Here is a 17,030-nt window from a genome sequence, read left to right as displayed (position 1 = left end):
TGACCATTTCAGCAGAATTGGCACCACTGTTGAAATCAAGGAATTTGGTCAACTGTTGCCGGATACCTTCCTGATTGCGCCGTAAGGTCTCTTCGGACAGAAATTCCCGTTCGGCAGCTTTACCGGATGGATCACCAATCATACCGGTAGCACCACCAACTAACGCAAAGGGTTTATGTCCGGCTCGCTGCAAATGCACCAGGAGCATGATAGTGGCAAGGTTACCGATATGAAGCGACGCGGCTGTGGGATCGAATCCAATATAACCGGCAGTCATTTCTTTCAGGAGTTGTTCTTCAGTGCCGGGGGTCATGTCGTTCAACATACCACGCCAACGGAGTTCTTCGATAAAATTCATAATTGGGGAGGAGAGGGAGGAAGGGGAAGAGAGGGAGGAAGGGGAAGACAAAAAACACAACCTGGTGATTTCCCTCTCCTCTCTTTCTTCCCCTTCCTCCCTCTCCTCCTTTTTTCACAAAATTAATAGTTTACGGTAAAAGCAGGGATGAATCGCCATAACTCAGGAAGCGATATTCGTTCTCAAGCGCTTCCTTATATATACGCTTCCAGTCATCGCCAATAAGTGCAGCGATTAATAGAATCAAAGTTGAGCCGGGTTGGTGGAAGTTAGTGACGATTCCTTTGCACAGTTTAAACTGGTATCCAGGCGTAATATATATACCTGTATGCGCTACAATCGACTCCTGATTTGTAGAAATAAGATAATCTAAAACAGCGTTTAATGACTCTTCAATGCCTGGGTGTTGAGGAGGGAGCAATTGATAGGCAAAGTGTTGATCTAACCGGAACGGATTAGATTCCTTGTGTAACAATTTAGCTCCTATCCAATATAAGCTCTCCAGAGCCCGCATAGAAGTTGTACCAACAGCTATGATGCTATCTATATGGGCAAGCAGATTGCGCACGTTTTCCTGTGTATACACAACCTGTTCAGTATGCATATGGTGTTGTCGAACATCCTCCGTTTTAATCGGCTGGAACGTTCCGGCACCAACATGCAGCGTCAGATAATCGTGGTCGAGTCCTCGTTGTGCAAGTGCCTCAAACACGGCAGGGGTGAAATGGAGTCCGGCGGTTGGAGCCGCCACCGCTCCCTCCCGCTTTGAATAGACGGTTTGGTACGTCTCCCGATCAATGTCGGTAGCTTCCCGCTTAAGATAAGGCGGTAATGGAATTTGGCCTGCGAACTGAATTAGTTGGGCAAAGCTCAGGGTGGCCGGTTCCCAGCTTAACTGAACGAGGGATTGATCATAGTCAAACCAGCTTACTGTAAGGATAACCTCTCCTACTGGCGTGAAAAGGGTCGTTTTAAGTGTTTCGTCAGGTTTCCAGCGTTTGCGGTTACCAATCATCCCCTGCCAAACAGATGCCCCCGTTGCTTCCATTGCCAGACTAATGGGTTGACTTTCTATATCCGACTTGTCCAAATCAGGGCTGGTTGACACAGGGTTCAACAAAAACAACTCAATGACCGCACCCGTTGGTTTTGTAAAATGCAGTCGCGCGGGGATAACCTTCGTGTTATTGAAAACCAGGAAACTGTTTGCAGGTAGCAACTCAGGTAACTGGGTAAAGTGCTCGTGACGAATCTGTCCGTTTTTATAGACAAGCAATTTGGATGCATCACGCTCAGGTAATGGAAATCGGGCAATACGCTCGTCGGGCAGATCGTACTGAAACTGGCTCAATAACAGTTCATTTTTTTTAGTCATCGTCACCGGGTTTCATGAACAAACGAATCGGTAACCATGCCAGCACGCCAATAAGGATAGCTGTACTTAGGGGTAATAACCAGGCATACTCAATAGCTCGAATCGGTCGGTCAGACCGGTTCAGGAACGAAAGCACTAATAACCCTAAGCCTAATATCGTATTAATAGAAGCAATCAACAAGCTAAACCATTCCTTAAAAATACGGTCGAGTTTGGGGCGGTGAGCAGCCCAGACCTCGTGGTTGGGAATCAGGAGCTGGGCTGTAGGAACGCGCAGAAAAAGTCGGGAAACAGCTTTAACCAGCGTGTTGTTGATCAGAAAAATAGCGATCGCAATGTAAAAAATAGCCTCGCGGTTAACGGTTTGAATCGGATGGTTTAGCTCATCGAAGCGAACCGCTACCTCATCGGGATACGAAATATAACTACTAAACAACGCTAAAATGAATCCGACAATGGACATGATACGCCACACGCGGACGAAAAAAGTACCTGCTTTCATTAATACTAATGAGTGATTGAGTGATTAAGTGATTGAGTGAATAGCTCTAATCGTCCAAAATCACTTTATGAGATTTATAACTGGCTTTTTCAAATCAGGGCGCAAAGGTACGGCTCGATCGGGGGAAATCCGTTAGCTTAGCCATTTGTTGAGCATTTTGGTTTAGCTATATCATGAAAATTTACACAAAAACAGGTGATAAAGGCCAAACAGCGTTGATTGGCGGGCGTCGGGTAAGCAAGGCAGATTTACGAATTGATGCTTACGGAACAGTTGATGAGCTGAATTCCTGGATTGGTCTGGTTCGCGACCAACCCGTAAATGATAACCGGAAAGAGTTGTTGAAAGAAATTCAAGATCGTTTGTTCACGGTTGGGGCTGAGCTTGCCACGGATCCAGAAAAGGCTCCCAAGCGGGCAATACCAATTATTATTCCAGATGATGTATTCCAACTTGAGCAGGCAATGGATGTCATGGATGCCGAATTGCCCGAATTACGGGCTTTTGTTCTACCCGGTGGCAATCAGGCCGTTTCGTTCTGCCACCTGGCCCGAACGGTTTGCCGCCGGTCCGAACGATTAGTCATTTCTTTACTGGAAGAATCTCCCGTAGATGAGTTGGTGATCCAGTATCTGAATCGACTGTCCGATTACCTGTTTGTGCTCAGCCGAAAAATGGCACAGGAATTGACTGCTGAGGAAGTAGCCTGGAAGCCTAGAACCTAATTTTCGTGGTGTTATAGATACGCCATATTTCCAAAATATGGCGTATCTATAACACCACGAAAAAAAAGTTGTCTTGACAACTAAACTTACTCAATCTAATTTTTTAGCTTTGCCGCAGCCTGACCATCAGCAGGCTAACTCATTAACCACAGCTGTTATGACGACGGACGTATTGCAAATTGAACTGCGGAAAGCGGAACGCTCCCGCCTTCAAGAGGTAGACTTTAATCATCTGCCTTTCGGAAAACATTTCTCGGACCACATGTTTGTGGCCGATTTCGTAGATGGTGAGTGGCAAAATCAAATGATTGTGCCGTTCGACAACTTCACCCTAAGCCCCGCTCTGTCGTCGCTGCATTATGGCCAGTCTATTTTTGAAGGCATGAAAGCGTTCAAGAATGAGGCCGGTGACGTGTTGATGTTCCGTCCACTTGCCAACTTCGAGCGTATGAACGAGTCAGCCAAGCGGATGTGCATGGCTACGCTGCCCGAAGAGGTATTCATGGGTGGACTGGAAGCGTTGCTTCGTATAGATGCGGATTGGGTGCCCAATACACCTGATAGCTCGCTCTATATCCGTCCCTACATGTTTGCCACTGATACGTACCTGGGTGTAGCTCCTTCAAAAACGTATCGTTTCTGCATTTTCACCTGCCCGGTTGGAGCCTATTATTCTAATCCTCCAAAATTGAAAGTTGAAACCGAGTTCATTCGTTCGGCTCCGGGTGGTGTGGGCTATGCCAAATGTGCTGGTAACTACGGTGGCTCGCTCTATCCAACGTTGTTGGCCCAGCAACAAGGATATGACCAGTTGATCTGGACTGATGCCCGCGAGCACAAATACATTGAGGAATCAGGTACGATGAACATCATTTTTATCATTGATGGCAAGATGGTGACTCCAGCCACATCGGATTCAATTCTGAAAGGTGTTACCCGCGATTCTATTTTGAAAATTGCCCGCAGTTGGGGCATGGAGGTCGAAGAACGATTAGTTTCTATCGATGAAGTGATTAGCGGTATCGAAACGGGTCGGTTAACGGAAGCTTTCGGCGCCGGTACAGCGGTTGGTTCATCGCCCTACTCACTCATTGGCTATAACGGAAAAGATTATATGCTACCTGAGTTCGCTCCCGAAGATTCGGTTGCGGTTCGGGTAAGAAATTACTTAGGCGATCTGCGCACGGGTAAACTGGCCGACACCTTTGGCTGGATGCACCGGGTATAGTTAAACAACTATATTATACACATGTACAAACGCCCTAGCCAAACGGTCAGGGCGTTTGTATTTAATAGCCATAGCTCGTTCAAACATGTATCTATTGGGAGGTATCAAACCTATAAATAAAATTTAACATAGGTTTAATTGGCCTTTTTCAATTATAGTAGTTATTGGGGCAACTTTTCTTCTTCCTCTTATTTATCTACATCATTACATTTTTGTCATGAAAGCAACCAAGCTATTCCTCTTCCTACTCAGTATTGGCCTTTTGTTTAATTCCTGTAAAAAGGACGACGCTCAACCTGTGCAAATTGCGAATGTACTTACGGGTGGCGATTTTGAAACATCTCCTTACTCGACCTGGAGGACGGATGTTAACAAAAATAATACGACTAGACCCACCAGTTACACAGTTGATTACTCAACCGAAGCAGCCTCATCACCCACTCATTCGATAAAGGTTAGTTGCAATGCGGCTCCGAGTGACTCTACCTATCAACTTTTTCAGCAGGTTTTTTATACGTCTTCTACGCCTATTCCTACTGGCGCCAAGTTGACGTTAAAGGCAAAAATTAAGACCGTTAATATGCAGGGTGAAGGCATTTCTATGGCTATGGGGGGCAATAAGGGAGTCAACGATAACTATGCATCTGCTTTTTTTACAGAAAGCCGAGGGAAAGTATCTATTACGGGAACCAATGATTTCAAAGAATATACCATAACCTTTGATTCATTCCCTGCTAATACCTACAGCTTCTATGTGCTATTCTTTTTCTTACCAAAAACTACGGGTACCGCTTATTACGATGATGTGTCCTTATCGGTGAATTAAGAAACTGCAAACGTTGATAGCCATCAGGCAGATTTCACTCCCTTATTCGGTTATGCTAAGGTCCTATCCTGCTTTTCGTCTTTTGTTCTATCTTGGATTCAGCCTGTTTGTGGCAAGTTGCAAAAAAGCTGACCCTGACCCACTGGCAGACTTATCTTCTGATAAAATCGCTGTTGTTCAGGACTTTAACAAAGTTATTCTGCCGCTACAGGATGCTGCCCCCACGCGTGATTTTGCTGAGTTAGCACCACTTGATACCGTCTTGGCCAAAGCGCAGGTGGTGGGTATGGGCGAAGGCACCCATGGTACACGGGAGTTTTTCCAAATGAAAGACCGATTGTTCCGCTATCTGGTTCAAAAACACGGCCATCAGACCATCGCTTTTGAAGCTAATTTCGGGCGTGCAGTGATTGTAAACCGGTTTATTCATGGCCAAAGTACGGGGCTGGCTTCAGCAGCCATGGCCGCCAAAAGTATGTATTTCTGGACGTGGTCGACCGACGAAGTACGGGAGTTACTCCAGTGGATGAAAGACTACAATATTGGTAAATCGGCTGACAAACAACTATCGTTCTACGGGTTTGATTGCCAGTATGCTGATGATGAATTTCCATTGCTTACCGAGTTTCTAGCTAAAGTCGATCCAGCCTCTATACCACGAGTTGATTCGTTAGCCAGTCAATTGGCACTCCTCGGTCAAGCGTCAGTAACGGATCAACTCCGGCAACAGTATGCAAAACAGTTGACCACGTTATCTAATCTTTTTATCTCGAATGAAAGTCAATGGGTTGCTTTAGGGGGGCGACAGGAGTACGAAATTGCCAGACAAGCCGCTCGCGTTCTCTTCCAGCAACAGGATTTAGGTGATGCAAGCTCCTGCAATTATAGTGTCAAACGAGATCGGTACATGGCTGAGAATGTTCAATGGATGTTAACGAGGGCGAACATTGGCAAACTAAGCTTATGGGCCCACAACTATCATATTGCCAATATTCCTTATGCGTCCTGTAACTTTCCATCAATGGGCGCTATCCTGAAAGAACAATTGACCAATAAGTATCTGATGGTGGGTCAATTGCTCACGAATGGTTCGTTTACCGTAGTTGATGCCTCTCAGAGCAGTCGAAATTTAAAGACCTTATCAGTTCGTACTGAAGGGGTAAATAATTCATTTAACTATTTACTTGGAAAAGGGCAATACGCCAACTTTGCCTTGAATCTTCACGATGCCCGGTTAAGTTCTACCTTAACAGCTTGGCTGAGTGCCAAGCACCCTCTCTTCGAAGTCGGTGCCCTTTTTGATGAAAGTAAACCCGAGCAATATTATAGCATAACGGCATTGACAGGACGTTACGATCTATTGATTCATTTTCGGGACACTACACCTACACAGCTACTTCCCTAAAAAACTTCTGTAGAGAAACGCTCTAAACTGGTTTATGCTTCTATTCACTTTTTGTTTTCCAATACCGACTACTATGAAGCCGCTCAACCTATTACTTTTTACCTTATTACTAGTTACAGTAAAAGCGCACGGGCAAATTACTGTTTATCAGGACGAAAAAGGTCAAATTTTCACAACTAGCGATGCGTATGCGGCCAGGCAAACCACGGCTACAGCCTCCTACAACAAGGTAACTTTTTTGGGAAGTCCGTTTTTCACCTTTCCTGTCTGGCAGGAAGGTAAAGTTCAACTGGATCAATCAGGCAAGGAACTGGATTGCCAACTGGCTTACAACCTGGTCACAAGTGACGTGTTGTGTCGGTTTGCAGGAGATTCGGCCGTGAAAGTCATTACCCCCGAACGATTTACCATTAATAATACGACCTTCGTTCGGCTACAGAATAGTATAGCCGGGTTAGCCTATCGAACGTATTTTTCAATCGTGCATACGGGGCCAACCAAGCTTTGGATGAGCTTAAACAATCAGATAGAGCCCAGGAACGGCGCCGAAGAAATTAAGACGCGTTATTATAAGGATTTAAATATTCAGGGTATCTATCGCACCAAAACGAAGTATTATATCCAGAAAGGGGAAGGCGAACCCAGGCTCGTCAACCTATCCAAAAAACTGCTTCTGGATGCCTTTGCCGACCAGGCAGCAGCACTTGAACCAAAAATACCTTCCCGCCAACTTACACCGAACGATATTATCGACGTCATCAATGTCTATGATTCGCTGACAGTTGCAGACCGAAAAAGCCTGGCACATTTAAGTAAGGAAGAACTGTTCAAACGTACGCTTCAAGCAAAAATTACGTACCCAGGCGGGGTTGGAAAACAGGGAATCTATGGGCGTGTGTACGCAGGATTTGACGTTGATTCGCAGGGGGCAATCAAAAATGTGGTGATTCTAAGCCCCGATAATGTTGGCTTCGGCTTCACGTCGGAGGTGAAAAATGCACTGGAAATGCTCGCCACCGTCGATCCGGCTTTTAACGGTAAATACGCATTGCCAGTTGCTTTCACGTATGCCAATACAAAGGAAAAGTCGGGTGCACATGTTCCAATCAATCGTTTACCTGATGATCGACTCGGTGGACGCCAGCTACTGGAAGAAGTTGTTGTGCCTTACGTTGTTACAACCCCGATCACGGCGAGTAGAGAAGTTTGGGGATATTATAAATAACTAGATACCAAATGAACAATCTTAAAATCTCGACGGCTCAATTTGAAAATAGAAGTGGCGATAAAGCGTATAACCTTTCCGTTATCGATACCATTTCACGTAAAGCGGCCGAGCAAGGGTCGAATGTAGTGGCCTTTCATGAGTGCTCGATTACGGGTTATACGTTTGCCCGACATCTGTCAAAAGAACAAATGCTGGACCTGGCAGAGTTTATTCCAGATGGGCCGAGCATTGCCAGATTGATCGAAATAGCTCGAGCCTATGATATTGCCGTTCTAGCTGGTCTTTTTGAGAAAGACGAAGACGACAATTTATTTAAGGCATATGTGTGCGTCGATAAAAATGGGTTGGTTGCCAAATACCGTAAACTGCATCCCTTTATAAATCCCCACCTGACCCCAGGTAATGCGTATTGTGTCTTTGACCTCTACGGCTGGACATGTGGCATTTTAATTTGCTACGATAATAACGTCATCGAAAATGTACGCGCTACCCGGCTTTTGGGTGCTAACGTAATTTTCATGCCCCACGTAACCATGTGCACCCCCTCTACCCGACCGGGAGCTGGTTTTGTCGATCCTAAGCTTTGGGAGAACCGGGAATCTGATCCAACTTCATTACGGCTCGAATTTGAGGGAATGAAAGGCCGTGGCTGGCTCATGAAGTGGCTTCCGGCAAGGGCCTACGACAACGGAATTTATGCCGTTTTCTCAAACCCAATCGGCATGGATGACGATCAACTGAAAAATGGATGCTCAATGATTATTGACCCCTTTGGCGATGTTTTAGCCGAATGTCGAACACTGGGCGACGATTTTGTAACAGCTACTCTAACGCCAGAAAAACTGACACAGGCAGGAGGCCATCGGTATATCAAAGCAAGGCGACCAGAACTTTACCGGGATATTATTGGTCAGGCTCACCAGCCTGAACAAAAGGTTGTCTGGTTAACAGAGAAATCATCGATTTAGCACTTACTAAATTCCAGAGCCTGTTCAGTTAGCCTCCTGTTTTGGTACGAGATTTGCCAACCATCATTTATATGGTATTTTCTCAAGCCCCGATCCAGTAAGCTAATGACTATAGTTCGTTATCTGTGGCTGTGCTGCTTACCCCTTTTTTGCGTTGGTCAGCCGTCAACCCTTGTTAAATCACAGAAAACACTGTTTACCATCTCAGCGGTAGACGATAAGACATCGGCAGAGGTAGCTGCACAATTTACGATTCAGGCAAAGCAGGCCAACAAGAAATTCGTAGGTAAGAGCCAGCCAGACGGCAAACCATTTGCCTTTGTGTTGACTCGTACTGACACTCTGAATGTAATAGCCAGTGCACCCGGTTACTACGAAGCCGAAGAGTTAATGGTTGTTTCCTGCGACACCTGTACCGATTATGGCTATGTTGTCCGGCTCGAAAAAGAAGACCCAAAGGCCGACAGTATATTCCGAAATTTGCAGGTTAATCAGGCATTCCGGCTTGACAATGTGTATTTTGATCAAAGCAGTTATGTGTTACGCCCGGAGTCGTATCCTCAGTTGAACAAGCTCATAAAAACGTTGACCACAACGCCCAATCTGGTCATCGAAATAGCAGGTCATACTGACAATGTTGGCGATAAGCGACTGAACAAGGCCCTATCCGAGAACCGGGCTAAAATAATTACTAATTACCTCGTCCGTAACGGCATCGCGGAAAAACGGCTGCATCACAACGGCTATGGCGATGCTAAGCCAGCTGCTCCAAACGATTCAGAAGAAAACAAACGAAAGAACCGACGCGTTGAATTCGTTGTATTAGCGATGTAAGATTTGTCTGGGTACTATCAGGACTTAACAATACCCAGACTACTTCTGACCATTTTCTGATCATCAATGACAACCTATTTCGTTAAACCTGGCTCCATCGTTCGCGAGATTTGGGGGAATGCCGATGTTATTCTGTTAGTCTTTGCCGGATCGGCGGCTGAGTTCGCCCTCAACCGGGCCGTTGACTGGCTTTTTTATACCGGCAAATTACCCGCCGATCCTATTGGTCGCCTGTTTTCTACCGTTCGTTACGCACAGGAAATCGTTTTTCTGCCGGATGACAAAGCACGGCAAGCCGTTGCCCGGATGGGGGCCATTCATGTGGGTATTGAGCAAAAGCGAGGGTATCAAATTCCAGACTGGGCCTACCGGGATGTGCTCTACATGCTCATCGACTACTCCGAACGAGCCTATGAAACGCTGAAGCGGCCACTCACCAACCCAGAACGGGAAGAATTATTTACGACGTTTCAGGAAGTTGGCCGAGGTATGGGCGTACCCAATTTACCAACTACCTACACTGATTGGCGCATTGATCGGGATGTTCACTTGAGCCGAGATTTGGTTCATAGTGAGTTTACGGATAAATTGTTCCGGCGATATCAGGAAGCACTGGGGAACTGGCGATACGATTTACTTCGGCAAGTGCAGGGCATACTCGTACCAAAACAGGTAAGCGAGTTGCTGGATCTTCCTAAAAAACCGCTCCTTACCTATTCAATTGGTTTATATAGCGTATTGAATGCCATTGGACTTCGATCGGTTGTTCAACGGGTACTGCTTCCAACCGAGTATTTGGATCAGATTCGGGGTTTGGACAAGTGATTTAATTAATTGATGGATCGATGGCGCAAGGCTCCAGCCTTACGCCATCAGCCTGCAAACCTTCTTCATCAACATGCCAACAACCCCTATTACAACCTCAGTCTTTGATCTGTTTAAGGTCGGACCGGGGCCGTCGAGTTCGCATACAATTGGCCCAATGAAAGCCGCGTTCGATTTTCGGCAACGGCTAGCTCATTTACCAACCGATGTTCATCAACAGGCTGACTCTGTCCATGTTCATCTCTATGGCTCATTGAGCGCCACGGGCAAAGGGCACGGTACCGATCGGGCGGTAGTGGCTGGATTATTAGGCTGGCAGCCAGAAACCACAGACCCCGTTGCTTTACTAAAACTATTGCGCGATCCATCAATAAAATACGCTGTTCCTGTTGGAGACCACGTTATTGAGGTTGGGCCTCAGCATATTCATTTCGAACGCGTCCGATACGACTCTCCTTACCATAATACGATGGTATTACGGCTCGCGGCCGACAATCAAACCCTGTTTTCAGAAGAATACTATTCTATTGGGGGTGGATTTATCATACGAAAAGGTGAGCCAGAAGTAGCGCCCGGCAGTCTATCGGTCCCCTACCCCTATGCAACAATGGCTGAGTTGAAAACCCATCTCAAAACCGACAACATATCGCTGGACGAGTTGTTGATGGCAAACGAAATGGCTTTAACCGGCCGAAGTCGCGCCGAAATCAATCAACGACTGGATCAGATTCTGGATTTCATGCATAAGGCTGTTCGGCGGGGGCTTAAACACAAGGGTATTCTACCAGGCTCTATCAAACTGAGTCGTAAAGCCCCTATTCTGTTCCAGCAGGCGAAAGGAATGAGCCAGTCGTCAGACAGCTTCCTGATTTTCCTAAATGCTTATTGTTTGGCGGCTTCGGAAGAAAATGCCGCCGGAGGCATTGTTGTCACGGCTCCAACATCAGGTGCTTCGGGTGTGATTCCTGGGTTGACTTACTTGGCCAAACACCACTTCCATTACGATCGGACAACGTTGCGGGCGGGTATGTTTGCCGCTGCGGCCATTGGTTTTTTAGTGAAACATAATGCCAGTATCTCCGGTGCCGAAATGGGCTGCATGGGCGAAATTGGGACTGCTTCAGCCATGGGAGCGGCTTTCCTGACGCGCTGCGCCCAACCCTCAGGCGACATTGGCCCCATAGAAGCTGCTGCTGAAATCGGTATTGAGCATCACCTCGGTATGACCTGCGATCCCATTGGCGGTTACGTCCAGATCCCGTGTATCGAACGCAATGCAATGGGTGCAGTGAAAGCGTACAACGCTTTTCTACTGGCAACTTCGGGGGCAGCTTCGTTCCAGAAAATCTCGCTCGATGCGGTTATCAAAGTCATGAAAGCCACCGGGCGCGATATGTCTACAAAATACAAAGAAACATCAGAAGCTGGATTGGCTTTGAGTGCAACAGAATGTTAAAAAAGGAGGAGGGGGAGAAAAGGGACGAGAGGGAGGAAAGGAAAAATGAGGACACTTGCTGCCTTTTTTTACCTTCCTCCCTCTCGTCCCTTTTCTCCCCCTCCTCCTTTTTTAAAACATTTCAGGCTGTTTAATGCGTTTTTAATAAAATGTGTACATTAACAGTGCATTGATTTGACTTATGACCAATATTTATACGCCCCAGCAACAACGCGTATTATTAATAACAAGCCTGATCGTGATTGCAGGCTTTATTTTATTTGGCCTGAGTGGCTACATATCGGCTTTTCTGGGTGCAGGCATTCTGTACGTGGTCTTCCGTCCGTGGTTTACAGCGCTTGCTATCAAACGAAACTGGAATCGCTCGCTGGTCACCTCGCTTCTGATTGTGTTTTCGGTGGTTGTTATTATAATGCCTTTTTTGACATTGAGTTTACTGCTCATCGACCGGATTCAATACTATTCTCAGCACACCGAAGATATTCTGAATTTAGTCAAAAAAGCAGAAGAACTTACCGGCTATAAGATTACCAGTCAGCAAAACATCCAGGCTGTTTTACGGCAGGGTGGTTCCTATGCGAGTAAACTTCTTCCCTCACTGGCAGGGGGAGCACTGGATTTCATTGTCATACTGGGCCTTATGTTGTTTACCTTGTATTTCATGTTTGTGCAGCAGGAGAGCTTTCAAAAAGGGCTTCAGAAATACCTGCCCTTTAAACGGGATACTCAAAAGGAGCTAGGCGAATCGCTCAAAAACAATGTCAATGCCAATGTACTAGGACAGGCACTGGTTAGTTTGGTTCAGGGTGTATTAACCGGGCTAACGTTGTGGATTTTTGGTGTACCTGATTCGCTATTCTGGGGAACGGTTGCCTTTTTCATGGCCTTCATTCCTGTACTCGGTACGCCCCTTGTTTGGGGCCCCGCCGGACTGATTCAACTTTCGCAGGGCAATACGGGACAGGGAGCAGGGATTCTCATCGTTGGCGTAATCGTGATCATCAATATCGATAATCTACTCCGCATTATGCTAGCCAAACGCATGGGCGATATTCACCCGCTCGTTACGCTGGCAGGTATTGTTTTGGGCGTACCAATTTTCGGCATTCTTGGCCTGGTAGTTGGCCCTTTACTCCTCTCCTACTTCATCGTGCTCATTAAGGTTTTCGAACGCGAAAACAAAAAGCAGGAGAAAGAAGTGGCTTTGGCAGAAGAGAAGGTGGAAGAAGCCGCCGAAAAACGTAAATGAATAATGGATAATGTAGAATGGGTAATGAGTCAGAATCTTCTTTGCTCATTATCCATTCTACATTATCCATTGTTCATTCTCAACTAATTTACTGCCGCGTAACTTTACTGGCACCAGAGGTTTCAGATTCGATTGAACCAACGTGCCCAAAGTTAGCGTGACTGGCTCCACTTGCATCCACAGAGGCTTTGGTTACGTCCATGTTAGTTGCTTCAATTTTGCTGGCTCCACTGAGGTCAGCTTCCAGTTGGTTTGCATGGCCACGCAGCACGGCATTCGACGCACCCGATAATTCGAGGTTAAGTTTCTCAACCGATCCGTCGAAGACGGTCCGGCAGGCACCGCTCATGTCGATGTTCAAACTCTTGAAATTTCCGAATTCGACCAGACTAGCTTTTGATGCGCCTGAAAGTTTCAATTCCTCAATAGACGGAACTGTAATTGTAAGGCCAATCCGTTTTCGGTTGCTCCAATCGAACAAGCCGTTTCGGTCAACGGATACTTCCAGTTTGTTGCCTGTCACCTTCACGTTCACATCGTCCAGGTCCTTCTCACGTCCGTCGGCCACCACTTTGTAAGTTGTTCCTTTCCGGAAACGGACTACAAACGCGCCACCAATATCTACTTTCGAGAAATCGCTGACGTTAAATTGACGGGTATGATCGCCGATATGATCGAAGTCATCCCCTAATTCGCTGGCAACGGCACTCTGTACGTCATCGGTGAGGTCAGTAACGTCGTTGTCTTCACTATCATCATCCTGGTCTTTCTCACGTGGGTAGTTGATACAAACCAACCCATCGTCTTTCGTGAATTTCCAGATGCTGGACGCCATCCGATCAAACTCTTTCTCACCAAATTCATTCCGGATAAAGCGGGCGAAATCACGGGTCATTCGAAACGGCTTTTCGTAAGGCACCAGTAAGTCAATATCCAGATCTTGTCCCCGGAAACGAGCATTGGGAGCCAGTTCCAGGGTTTCATTGAAACGTACGGTCGAATCTTTAATCGTGTACGCATACTTAATCTGGCGAGCATTAGTTTGTGCATCGGCCCGGCTGCGTCCCTGTGACCTGAAATACTGCACCAGGTTTATACTTGTGCCATCGTAACCTTTTACATCAATTGAGGGACGCCAGTTATCGTCATTTTCCACCTCATTCATGGCGAAGGTTGGAATAGCCGCTGGTACATTCAGCACTTTCGTTTCTTCAACCGTTCCCCGACGTTGGAAACTCGAGATCAGTGGCGTGGCTGTTCCGGCGAAAACCACCAGACTAACCAACCAAACGCCAGCCAATGTTAAAGAAGTACGGCTGCTTAATACGCTCTTCATGGTAATTAGCATAATACCCAGAATAGCTAAACCAAACGCAGGGATCAGGCCCACTAAAACACCAGCCAGCACCATGGGTGCAGAAATATCGTGACGAAACATTTCGATCGGGAAATCGCTACCCGTGAATGCGTTACCTGTTCCGATACCAATTGCCGCTCCCAGAAATGCCAGGCAAACAATCATTCCGGCAAAGGCCAGAATTAACATAATTACCCCGGCAAAAACCCGAATCAACGACACAACTCCATTTAACAACGGCCCAAGCGCGCTACCCAGCCCACCAATAATGGTAGCAATAGCCCGAAACGGGAACAGCAGTAGGCGTGTTAATGTGCTTTCATTGTGGACGGTTTCGTTGATATTCAGGTTCTGCTTAATGCTATGTTCAATGTTAGAAAGCGTAATGGGTTGCCCCTGCATCTCCATTTTTTCGGTAAGTGTATTGGCCTGGGGCGCAATCATCCATAGCACAACGTAGAGCAGGAACCCAACGCCAAAGAACACAATACCTAGTACAAACAATAGACGGATAATTCCCGTATCAACCCCAAAATAAGCAGCAATACCCGATGCAACGCCCCCTAGCACTTTGTCTTCGGGATTACGGAAAAACTTTTTTACCGTTTTGTCATCCTCAATCGTAGTAACACCAGGAAGTGCAATCCACATAGCAATGTAGATAATGAACGTAAAGCTTGATACGCCAGCCCCAAATTCATGTCCTAATGGCGGCATTGCCAGAAAGAGAACCAGGAAAATAAGCCGTATCCATACCACATCCACATTGAAGTAATGAGCTAATCCGGCACATACACCGCCCAGGGTTTTCCGGCGCACGTCACGCACGAGTCGACGCGGTTCATGCGATGTGTTAGGGGCGTTTGGCAGGGTGCCTGGAACAGGGTTTGATGCGCCCGTACTCCGTGCGCCCTGTCCCGTACCCGATGCAGAATTACGGCCACCGGTGGTCACTAAAACTTCTTCCTCCTCTACGGCCTCAAAGTCGGCTATGGTGCCCATTGCGGCAATGAGTTCGTTGACATCTTCAAGCGAAACAGCCTGTTTGTCGGCCGATTTCAATTTAGCCAGCAATTTTTCAGCGATTCGATTTTCGATATCTGTTACAATTTCCTGACTGTCTTCGTAGGTCGAAAAGTACTGTTGTACGGTTGTCAGGTAATTTTTCAGTTTGTCGTAGCCATCCTCTTCTATATGAAAGATGACGCCACTAATATTTATGCTTATGGTCTTTTTCATTGCAGTCCGACGATTCGGTTTTAGAAAAGAATAGGTTAAGCGTTGGTTGGAGGAGTGGTTGGATCTGGCGATGGTGAAACAGACACGGCGCCATTTGTGAGTTTTTTGTGTTGCTCAATCTTCCCGACAATCGCATTAACGGACTCAGCAAGTTCCTGCCAGGTTTCGTTCAGGGCTTCTAAGGAATTGCGACCAAGATCGGTCAGAATATAGTATTTACGTGGTGGCCCGGATGTAGACTCTACCCATTTATAATCGAGCAAACCGGCATTTTTCAAACGGGTTAGCAGGGGGTACAAAGTACCTTCCACAACCATGATTCGGGCGGAGGTCAGCTCGTCGAGCATATCGGAGGCATAGATTTCGCCCCGCGATATGATGTGCAAGATGCAGAACTCCAGAATGCCCTTCCGCATTTGCACCTGAGCGTTTTCAATATTCATTGGAATAGACTGGTTTCGTGAATTTCATATTCCAAAGGTACAAAAAGGTACTATGTGATGCAAGGTACCTGTTATTTTTTGCCTTAAATCTGGTATTAGTGGCAAAATTTGGGGATGAATGGAAATGTGAATTTGTGAATTCACGCAGTAAATGGGCGATTCCCCAAGTATGTGATATATATATATTTAGGGAATGGGAAAAAATTCTAAACTACCCGTATTAGGGCGATCAGTTGATGATGTTAATTAGTGTCAACAAAATTCAGGACTGGTCAAGCCGGGAACCGTTCAGAAAAACGCCCGAATGATTCCAGGGCAAGACAACTAAATTTTAGACACAAAACAGCCAATGTTAGTATTTCAGGGTCTGAAGTACCAGGAAAATAAAGAGTATAAAATCTAAAGGCTGAATGTATATTCGTAGTTGTGTAAGTGCTTTATAAAGTGTATTGCGAACCGACTTCTCCGTAATGCCCATGATTGTGGCAATTTCGGATGTCTGGAAATTTTCATAGTAGCGCAAAAGGATGACATCCATCTGGCGCTGGGGTAAACTTTTTAAGACAATGCTTAATTTCTCGACAAGCCACTGCTCATACTCTACATCCTCATAATTACCCTTCCCTTCTGGATATGCCAGATCAGGTGTCGTACCAATATCTGAGATAAATTCATCTTTTTTCGATTTCTGATGAATACCTCTTCGAAGTATTGTAAATAGATAGGCTTTAATATTCTTGACAATAGCTAGCTTTTGTCGGTTATTCCAAATGGTAATAAATACATCCTGGATCGTATCCTCCACCAGGTCTGAATCGGAAATCAGTCTGGTGCCATACCGATATAAGAGCCGATAATAGCGTTCATACAATTCGCCTAATGACGCTTTGTCACCCTCTCGGATTGCATCCCAAAGTACATGATCTAACGGCAGGCTCTGTTCCAAAGTTATAGGTATCAGCAATAACCAAAATTACTAAACAAAAAGTACAAAATCACAATTTAAAAACAA

General features: G+C 46.0%; 16 protein-coding genes (1 of these 16 cut by a window edge). 10 read left to right on the top strand and 6 right to left on the bottom strand.

The genetic code is table 11. From position 1 onward, the window contains the following. The 3 genes from tyrS to EXU85_RS15260 form a co-directional block, all read right to left on the bottom strand. A protein-coding gene (gene tyrS, locus EXU85_RS15270; protein ID WP_142772922.1) for a tyrosine--tRNA ligase crosses the window boundary here: on the bottom strand, positions 1 to 358 show its 5' end (the start). 944 nt of this gene lie to the left of the window's left edge; only the first 358 of its 1,302 coding nucleotides appear in the window; the start codon lies at positions 356 to 358; its stop codon lies beyond the left edge, outside the window. A gap of 130 nt (positions 359 to 488) precedes the next feature. Continuing rightward, positions 489 to 1,733: an S-adenosylmethionine:tRNA ribosyltransferase-isomerase gene (locus tag EXU85_RS15265; protein WP_142772921.1), complete on the bottom strand. Its 1,245-nt coding sequence runs from the start codon at positions 1,731 to 1,733 to the stop codon at positions 489 to 491. After that, positions 1,726 to 2,235: a hypothetical protein gene (locus tag EXU85_RS15260; RefSeq protein ID WP_142772920.1), complete on the bottom strand. Its 510-nt coding sequence runs from the start codon at positions 2,233 to 2,235 to the stop codon at positions 1,726 to 1,728. The genes EXU85_RS15265 and EXU85_RS15260 overlap by 8 nt, the downstream gene beginning before the upstream one ends. A 173-nt stretch (positions 2,236 to 2,408) precedes the next feature. On the opposite strand from EXU85_RS15260, the gene EXU85_RS15255 reads away from it, so the two are divergent. The 10 genes from EXU85_RS15255 (at position 2,409) to EXU85_RS15210 (ending at position 12,979) form a co-directional block, all read left to right on the top strand. Then, on the top strand, positions 2,409 to 2,960 hold the full coding sequence (locus EXU85_RS15255; RefSeq protein ID WP_142772919.1) for a cob(I)yrinic acid a,c-diamide adenosyltransferase: 552 nt from the start codon (positions 2,409 to 2,411) through the stop codon (positions 2,958 to 2,960). A gap of 157 nt (positions 2,961 to 3,117) precedes the next feature. Then, positions 3,118 to 4,188 (top strand): branched-chain amino acid aminotransferase, encoded by a 1,071-nt coding sequence (locus EXU85_RS15250; RefSeq protein ID WP_142772918.1) that lies wholly within the window; start codon positions 3,118 to 3,120, stop codon positions 4,186 to 4,188. A gap of 217 nt (positions 4,189 to 4,405) precedes the next feature. After that, positions 4,406 to 5,014, top strand: a complete 609-nt coding sequence (locus tag EXU85_RS15245) for a hypothetical protein (RefSeq protein ID WP_142772917.1) — start codon at positions 4,406 to 4,408, stop codon at positions 5,012 to 5,014. A gap of 52 nt (positions 5,015 to 5,066) precedes the next feature. Beyond that, positions 5,067 to 6,419 (top strand): erythromycin esterase family protein, encoded by a 1,353-nt coding sequence (locus EXU85_RS15240; protein ID WP_142772916.1) that lies wholly within the window; start codon positions 5,067 to 5,069, stop codon positions 6,417 to 6,419. A gap of 73 nt (positions 6,420 to 6,492) precedes the next feature. Beyond that, positions 6,493 to 7,644 carry a hypothetical protein gene (locus EXU85_RS15235; RefSeq protein WP_142772915.1) on the top strand — a complete coding sequence of 384 codons (1,152 nt, stop codon included), beginning with the start codon at positions 6,493 to 6,495 and terminating at the stop codon, positions 7,642 to 7,644. A gap of 11 nt (positions 7,645 to 7,655) precedes the next feature. Next, entirely contained in the window at positions 7,656 to 8,615 is a 960-nt protein-coding gene (locus tag EXU85_RS15230) for a nitrilase family protein (RefSeq protein ID WP_142772914.1), read from the top strand. A gap of 105 nt (positions 8,616 to 8,720) precedes the next feature. Then, positions 8,721 to 9,449, top strand: coding sequence for an OmpA family protein (locus tag EXU85_RS15225; protein ID WP_142772913.1), 729 nt, complete (start codon positions 8,721 to 8,723; stop codon positions 9,447 to 9,449). 66 nt (positions 9,450 to 9,515) lie between these two features. Then, positions 9,516 to 10,274, top strand: a complete 759-nt coding sequence (locus tag EXU85_RS15220; RefSeq protein ID WP_142772912.1) for an oxygenase MpaB family protein — start codon at positions 9,516 to 9,518, stop codon at positions 10,272 to 10,274. Positions 10,275 to 10,347: 73 nt separating this feature from the next. Then, complete coding sequence (locus EXU85_RS15215; protein WP_142772911.1) at positions 10,348 to 11,730, top strand: L-serine ammonia-lyase; 1,383 nt, start codon at positions 10,348 to 10,350, stop codon at positions 11,728 to 11,730. A gap of 181 nt (positions 11,731 to 11,911) precedes the next feature. After that, positions 11,912 to 12,979: an AI-2E family transporter gene (locus EXU85_RS15210; protein ID WP_142772910.1), complete on the top strand. Its 1,068-nt coding sequence runs from the start codon at positions 11,912 to 11,914 to the stop codon at positions 12,977 to 12,979. Positions 12,980 to 13,067: 88 nt separating this feature from the next. On the opposite strand, the gene EXU85_RS15205 is transcribed toward EXU85_RS15210, so the two are convergent. From EXU85_RS15205 to EXU85_RS15195, 3 genes are all read right to left on the bottom strand, one after another. Further along, a complete protein-coding gene (locus EXU85_RS15205) occupies positions 13,068 to 15,575 on the bottom strand; it encodes a PspC domain-containing protein (RefSeq protein ID WP_142772909.1) in 2,508 nt (835 codons plus the stop codon). 35 nt (positions 15,576 to 15,610) lie between these two features. Further along, positions 15,611 to 16,018, bottom strand: coding sequence for a PadR family transcriptional regulator (locus tag EXU85_RS15200; protein ID WP_142772908.1), 408 nt, complete (start codon positions 16,016 to 16,018; stop codon positions 15,611 to 15,613). Positions 16,019 to 16,370: 352 nt separating this feature from the next. Next, positions 16,371 to 16,964 carry an RNA polymerase sigma factor gene (locus tag EXU85_RS15195; protein WP_168207797.1) on the bottom strand — a complete coding sequence of 198 codons (594 nt, stop codon included), beginning with the start codon at positions 16,962 to 16,964 and terminating at the stop codon, positions 16,371 to 16,373. Between the last annotated feature and the right edge of the window lie 66 nt (positions 16,965 to 17,030).

The organism is Spirosoma sp. KCTC 42546 (assembly GCF_006965485.1).
In the GTDB taxonomy this organism is placed as follows: Bacteria; Bacteroidota; Bacteroidia; order Cytophagales; family Spirosomataceae; genus Spirosoma.
This window is presented reverse-complemented; position numbering and strand designations above follow the sequence as displayed.

Excerpts from the sequence above, each read along its gene's own strand:
- EXU85_RS15265 (WP_142772921.1), bottom strand. The coding sequence starts at position 1,733 with ATGACTAAAAAAAATGAACTGTTATTGAGCCAGTTTCAGTACGATCTG.
- EXU85_RS15260 (WP_142772920.1), bottom strand. The coding sequence starts at position 2,235 with ATGAAAGCAGGTACTTTTTTCGTCCGCGTGTGGCGTATCATGTCCATT.
- EXU85_RS15255 (WP_142772919.1), top strand. The coding sequence starts at position 2,409 with ATGAAAATTTACACAAAAACAGGTGATAAAGGCCAAACAGCGTTGATT.
- EXU85_RS15250 (WP_142772918.1), top strand. The coding sequence starts at position 3,118 with ATGACGACGGACGTATTGCAAATTGAACTGCGGAAAGCGGAACGCTCC.
- EXU85_RS15245 (WP_142772917.1), top strand. The coding sequence starts at position 4,406 with ATGAAAGCAACCAAGCTATTCCTCTTCCTACTCAGTATTGGCCTTTTG.
- EXU85_RS15240 (WP_142772916.1), top strand. The coding sequence starts at position 5,067 with ATGCTAAGGTCCTATCCTGCTTTTCGTCTTTTGTTCTATCTTGGATTC.
- EXU85_RS15235 (WP_142772915.1), top strand. The coding sequence starts at position 6,493 with ATGAAGCCGCTCAACCTATTACTTTTTACCTTATTACTAGTTACAGTA.
- EXU85_RS15230 (WP_142772914.1), top strand. The coding sequence starts at position 7,656 with ATGAACAATCTTAAAATCTCGACGGCTCAATTTGAAAATAGAAGTGGC.
- EXU85_RS15225 (WP_142772913.1), top strand. The coding sequence starts at position 8,721 with ATGACTATAGTTCGTTATCTGTGGCTGTGCTGCTTACCCCTTTTTTGC.
- EXU85_RS15220 (WP_142772912.1), top strand. The coding sequence starts at position 9,516 with ATGACAACCTATTTCGTTAAACCTGGCTCCATCGTTCGCGAGATTTGG.
- EXU85_RS15215 (WP_142772911.1), top strand. The coding sequence starts at position 10,348 with ATGCCAACAACCCCTATTACAACCTCAGTCTTTGATCTGTTTAAGGTC.
- EXU85_RS15210 (WP_142772910.1), top strand. The coding sequence starts at position 11,912 with ATGACCAATATTTATACGCCCCAGCAACAACGCGTATTATTAATAACA.
- EXU85_RS15205 (WP_142772909.1), bottom strand. The coding sequence starts at position 15,575 with ATGAAAAAGACCATAAGCATAAATATTAGTGGCGTCATCTTTCATATA.
- EXU85_RS15200 (WP_142772908.1), bottom strand. The coding sequence starts at position 16,018 with ATGAATATTGAAAACGCTCAGGTGCAAATGCGGAAGGGCATTCTGGAG.